Source organism: Okeania sp. SIO3I5 (assembly GCF_010672085.1).
Classification (GTDB): Bacteria; Cyanobacteriota; Cyanobacteriia; order Cyanobacteriales; family Microcoleaceae; genus Trichodesmium.
This window is the reverse complement of the sequence record NZ_JAAHHT010000298.1, coordinates 4,237-10,397: the sequence shown is the minus strand read 5'-3', so window position 1 is coordinate 10,397 and position 6,161 is coordinate 4,237. Positions and strand designations below refer to the sequence as shown.

3 protein-coding genes and 1 pseudogene are annotated in these 6,161 nt (G+C 34.5%); 1 reads left to right on the top strand and 3 read right to left on the bottom strand.

Annotated features, from left to right (window positions below):
- Positions 1-1,099: 1,099 nt before the first annotated feature.
- On the top strand, positions 1,100-1,654 hold the full coding sequence (locus tag F6K40_RS35675) for an SGNH/GDSL hydrolase family protein (protein ID WP_293143530.1): 555 nt from the start codon (positions 1,100-1,102) through the stop codon (positions 1,652-1,654).
- A 528-nt stretch (positions 1,655-2,182) separates the two neighbouring features.
- On the opposite strand, the pseudogene F6K40_RS41185 reads toward F6K40_RS35675, so the two are convergent.
- The 3 genes and pseudogenes from F6K40_RS41185 to cobN form a co-directional block, all read right to left on the bottom strand.
- A pseudogene (locus tag F6K40_RS41185) lies at positions 2,183-2,254 on the bottom strand (hypothetical protein); the annotation flags it as partial.
- A 789-nt stretch (positions 2,255-3,043) separates the two neighbouring features.
- Positions 3,044-3,178 carry a cobaltochelatase subunit CobN gene (locus tag F6K40_RS35670; RefSeq protein ID WP_293143528.1) on the bottom strand — a complete coding sequence of 45 codons (135 nt, stop codon included), beginning with the start codon at positions 3,176-3,178 and terminating at the stop codon, positions 3,044-3,046.
- A 202-nt stretch (positions 3,179-3,380) separates the two neighbouring features.
- The coding region (cobN, locus tag F6K40_RS35665) for a cobaltochelatase subunit CobN (protein WP_293143526.1) at positions 3,381-6,161 on the bottom strand (2,781 nt) is incomplete at its 5' end.

Here is a 6,161-nt window from a genome sequence, read left to right as displayed (position 1 = left end):
CTTAACCTTTGCTTCGACTGCTATATTATACTTGGTTGAATAAAAAATCATGTATATAGGCGAGTGACTCGATCTAATCTTTAGTATATCAAAAAAATTCTGAGGATGCAACCTATAACCTTTTGACGCGCGAATTTTTTCGGAGCTTCACAAAATGAAAATGTTGGTGGTTTTCCACTACGCAAAATTCAAAATTCATGCATTAATCTCAGAGTTAGTTTTTCCTACAAAAATGCTTCACAAATAGCGTTTAGTAATCTCCGTGGCCTTTACTTCGACTGCTATATTATACTTAGTTGAATAAAAAATCATGTATATAGGCGAGTGACTCCATCTAATCTTTAGTATATCAAAAAAAATCTGAGGATGCAACCTATAACCTTTTGACGCGCAAATTTTTTCGGAGCTTCAGAAAATGAAAATGTTGGTGGTTTTCCACTCAGGAGCGATGGATGGAAAGATTTGATAAGGGAAAAACAAGTATTTGTGGGAACAAATATACCAAATGACTTCTATTTATATTGATAAAATCAAAAATAAAAACTCAAAATTTATTACCCAATTTTTGTTGAAAAGTCTGATATTCGGAAGAAGTTAACCCAGTCTGTAGAGTTTTGAGAACTTCTGCCATATTTCCAGCTAAAAGTGCTGAGACTGCTAACCATAATCCAGGAAATACTCGACTCTGAATTATGTTATTTTTGGGAGTAAGTGGGAAAAAAAGAAATCATATTTCCCGATCTTCAATCAAGAACGGTTTTAACCAGAGGTAATTATCAATTATCCATTAATGAAAACCTATTTTAGGATTGCTATAATTAATTCCCAGAAGTTTAAACCTCCTCCTTTTCAATATAAACTGTCTTTTGTTCTGTAGGTAAAATTGTTGTCATTTATGAAGAAAAACAAAATAATAATCATCTGTTTATTTATAATTACATTAATTTCTTTATGGCTGAATTTCCAACTTTTTCAGAGAAGCAGAAATTTTTATTTACGATTAAATTCCCTACAATTAAACCCACTTGCCATAAATTATTATCCTCTTGAACCTAATTTTCAAGAGACTGGAAATTCACAGCAAAAGAATATAATTTTTTTGGGAGATTCTCGCGCCCGCGCTTGGAAGTCACCTGAAGATTTTGATGATTTTAATTTTATTAATCGGGGTATTTCTGGTCAAACTACAGGACAAGTTTTAGGAAGATTAAACCGACATCTTCAACCTTTATCTCCAGATATTGTCATAGTTCAAGTTGGTGTCAATGATTTATCTAGAATACCTCTATTTCCTGAGAATAAAGAGACAATTATTTCTGAGTGTAAATCAAATATCAAAGAAATTGTGAGTGAGTCTCGTCAGCTTGGTGCTGTTGTGATTATGACAACTATTTTTCCCCTGTCAGAAGTACCTCTAAAAAGAAAACTTTTTTGGTCGCCCGATATAGTAACTACAGCAATTAAGGAAGTAAATAATTTTATTTATTCATTGGAAAACGAAGACGTAATAATTTTTGATACAGGAGACATTTTAGTAAATCAACAAGGAAAAGTTAGGGAAGAATATAGTAGAGATTTCCTTCATCTTAATCGAGCAGGATATAAAACATTGAATGAAAAATTAATGCCTATTTTACAAGAATTATCAAAATAATTTGTCATGGTGAGAGGAGTAGGGGAGTAAGGGAGTAAGGGAGAAGTAAAAATATGAATAATTAACACTAGCTTAGTAAGAATTATCAAACAGGTTATTTGGTCTGTATTATACCAAACTCGGTAGTGATAACCTGCAATTTTTCCAACATTTTTTGATTAGCAGACTGTCATAAACTTCGTTGATTTGCTGCTAATAATCTTTCTGCTATATCCCGTAATGCCCAAAGATTTTTTGAATGACAAGGTGGGTTAAATAATTAACAATTAATAATTAATAATTACCTCTTCTGAAAAAGAAGAGGATTGTTGAAAAGAATTTTTTTTCTCCTTGAAAGTAGAATCTTTAAACCTTAATTTTTCAGCAAAAATGACAAAATTTGACTTGACTTTCTCAGAAAATTATCAACTATTTCTGGGTACAAATTACTTCGGAAACTGTTAATTGAGAATTGAGAATTCAGAATTCTAAATTCTCAATTACTCCCTCTGACTCAAGAGCGATCGCCTGCAATTTTTCCAACATTTTTTAATTAGCTGACTGCCAGAAACCTCGTTGACTTGCTGCTAATAATCTTTCTGCCATATCCCGCAATGCCCAAGGATTTTTTGAATGACAAGGTGGGTTAAATAATTAATAATTACTTCTTATGAAAAAGAAGATGATTGTTTACAGCGCTTTTCAGTTGAGTAGACCACTAAATTCATTGTTAGGAGTCAGGAGTCAGGAGTCAGGAGTCAGGAGTCAGGAGTTAGGAGTCAGGAGTCAAGAGTTAGGAGTGAAGAGTCAGTATCATTGTAGTTTATTCATATGAAAACCGCTGTAAAAGGATTTTTTTTGAGCCTTGAAAGGAGAATTTTTAAACCTTAATTTTTCAGCAAAAATGACAAAATTTGACTTGACTTTCTCAGAAAATTTTCAACTATTTCTGGGTACAAATTACTTCTGAACTCTAAATTCAGAATTCTAAATTCAGAATTCTAAATTCTCAATTACTTCCTCTGCCTCAAGAGCGATCGCCTGTAATTTTTTCAACATTTTTTGATTAGCTGACTGCCAGAAACTTCATTGATTTACTTCTAATAATTTTTCTGCCATATCCCGCAATGCCCAAGGATTTTTTGAATGACAAGGTTGGTTCAATAATTAATAATTAACAATTAATAATTACCTCTTCTGACAAATAAGAGGATTGTTGAAAAGGATTTTTTTTTGTTTTTTTATCCTTGAAAGGAGAAGCTTTAAACCTTAATTTTTTGGTAAAAATGACAAAATTTGACTTGACTGTCTAATAAAATCCTCAACTATTTATGGGTACAAATTACTTCGGAATTCTAAATTCTGAATTCTAAATTCTGAATTCTAAATTCTCAATTATTCCTTCCGCTTCTAGAGCGATAGGTTGCATTTATCTAACATTTTTTGATGAGCTGACTGCCATAAACCTCGTTGATTTGCTGCTAATAATCTTTCTGCTATATCCCGCAATGCCCAAGGATTTTTTGAATGGCAAGGTTGGTTCAATAATTAACAATTAATAATTAATAATTACCTCTTCTGAAAAAGAAGAGGATTGTTGAAAAGAATTTTTTTTCTCCTTGAAAGTAGAATCTTTAAACCTTAATTTTTCAGCAAAAATGACAAAATTTGACTTGACTTTCTCAGAAAATCATCAACTATTTCTGGGTACAAATTACTTCTGAACTCTAAATTCATAATTCTAAATTCAGAATTCTAAATTCTCAATTACTCCCTCTGCCTCAAGAGCGATAACCCTCAATTTTTCCAAGGTTTTTTGATTAGCTGACTGCCATAAACCTCGTTGATTTGCTTCTAATAATCTTTCTGCCATATCCCGCAATACCCAAGGATTTTTTGCTTGAATAAATGACTGTACATTCTCATCAAAAAGATAAGTTTCTGCTACTCCTTGATACATCAAATCTTCTACACATTTTGCCGTCGCATCATAAGCAAATAAATAATCTATTGTTGCTGCCATTTCAAAAGCTCCTTTATAACCATGACGCATCACTCCAGCTATCCATTTAGGATTAACAACTCGCGAACGATAAACCCTAGCAATTTGTTCTTTTAATTGTCTAACTTTAGGATTTTCTGGCATAGAATTATCCCCAAAATAAGTCTGAGGATTTTTGCCTGTTAAAGCGCGAACTGCCACAGTCATTCCTCCCTGAAATTGATAATAATCATCGGAGTCTAATAAATCATGTTCTCTATTGTCTTGATTATGCAAAACTATCTGCATTTGTTGGAGACGTTGGGAAAATGCTTCAGGAGAATTTATCGCTCTTTTTTCAGGATTAAAACTATTATTAATTCCTGTATAAGCATAGCTACTCCAATTGATATAAGCTCTAGCTAAATCTTGGTCATTTTGCCAATTTTGAAATTCGATTAAACCTTGTAAACCTGCACCATAAGCTCCTGGTTTGGAACCAAATATTCTGTATTGAGAACGTGCTTTTGCCTGAACTTCAGTTAACCCTAATTCTTGCCAATATTTGACTTCTTTTTGAACTTGAGCAGCCAAAGGATTTTCCGTTTCTGGTTCATCTAAATTAGCTACAGCAATAACAGCTTGGTCAAATAAATCAATAATATTAGGAAAAGCATCTCTAAAGAAACCAGAAATTCTTAAAGTTACATCCACACGAGGTCTTCCTAATATTGAAACTGGCAAAATTTCAAAGTCGATAACTCTTCTCGAAGGTCTATCCCAGACTGGTTTTACTCCTAATAAAGCAAGTGCTTCAGCAATATCATCTCCACCAGTTCGCATGGTAGAAGTTCCCCATATTGATAACCCTAAAGTTTGAGGATATTCACCATTTTCTTGAGTGTATCTTTCGATTAAATTTTCTGCTGCTAACTGTCCTATTCTCCAAGCAGTTTCTGTTGGAATGGCGCGAATATCTACAGAGTAAAAATTACGACCTGTGGGTAAAACATCCGGTCTACCTCTTGTCGGAGCGCCGGAGGAACCACTAGGGATATATTTGCCGTCTAATCCTATTAATAAGTTGATAATTTCTCGATCGGTTTTTTGCAGAGAAGGTAGAAGATTTTGGCGAATCCATTCTAATTCTTTATTTGTCTGTGGAAAGGGAGAATTAATCAGATTTTGGTTAATTAAATTTTCGACTAAATTAGCTACTTTTTCTTCGAGCAACTCAACAGCATCACCCAGGGTACGACAAGATTTTCCATCTATCAATAAGTTCTCATTAATAATTGTCGAAAAATCGTCGGTGAGAGGGTCAAAATCTAAGTTTAAATCTTTAGCTAAAGCGCGAGTTAAACCTAAACGAGTGGTACTAGGATGACGAGCGATCGCTACAATCAAATCTCGTAGTTGTTGACCTTTAGGAGATTGACCAAATATATGTAAACCATCGCGAATTTGTGCTTCTTTTAATTCGCAAAGATAACCATCTACATTAGTAATTAATTTCGCAAATTTAGTATTTTCATCGTTTGTAGAATTAATCCGTATATCCGTGGCAAAATCCGTGTCTGCCTCCTCAAATTCTGAAAAATTACTAGATTTAGATTGAGCAAAAGATAGAGAAATGGCAGTAGAATCAATCCCTGTATCCGTGGCAAAATTCGTGTTAGCTGAGTCTTTTTCGGAACTGGAAAAGTTGGAAGTTACATCTTCTATTTCTGTAGAAAAATTCTGCTGATTTTGCTGTGGAAGTAAGAGGGAGTCTGAAGATTTTTCGGAAGTGGAGACCTCGGACGTTGCACCTTTTATTTCTGTAGAAAATTCCTCATCATTTTGCTGCGGAGGTGAGAGGAAGTCTGAAGATTTTTCGGAAGTGGAGACCTCGGACGTTACACCTTCTATTTCTCTAGAAAATTCCTCATCATTTTGCTGTGGAAGTAAGAGGAAGTTTGAGGATTTTTCGGAAGTGGAGACCTCGGACGTTGCACCTTCTATTTCTATGGAAAAATTCTGCTGATTTTGCTGTGGAAGTAAGAGGAAGTTTGAGGATTTTTCGGAAGTGGAGACCTCGGACGTTGCACCTTCTATTTCTGTAAAAAATTTTTCTCTATTTTGCGGAGGAGGTGAGAGGAAGTTTGAGGATTTTTCGGAAGTGGAGACCTCGGACGTTGCACCTTCTATTTCTATGGGAAATTTTTCTCTATTTTGCTGTGGAAGTAAGAGGAAGTCTGAAGATTTTTCGGAAGTGGAGACCTCGGACGTTGCACCTTCTATTTCTATGGGAAATTTTTCTCTATTTTGCTGTGGAAGTAAGAGGAAGTCTGAAGATTTTTCGGAAGTGGAGACCTCGGACGTTGCACCTTCTATTTCTGTAGAAAAATTCTGCTGATTTTGCTGTGGAAGTAAGAGGGAGTCTGAAGATTTTTCGGAAGTGGAGACCTCGGACGTTGCACCTTCTATTTCTGTAGAAAAATTCTGCTGATTTTGCTGTGGAAGTAAGAGGGAGTCTGAAGATTTTTCGGAAGTGGAGACCTCGGA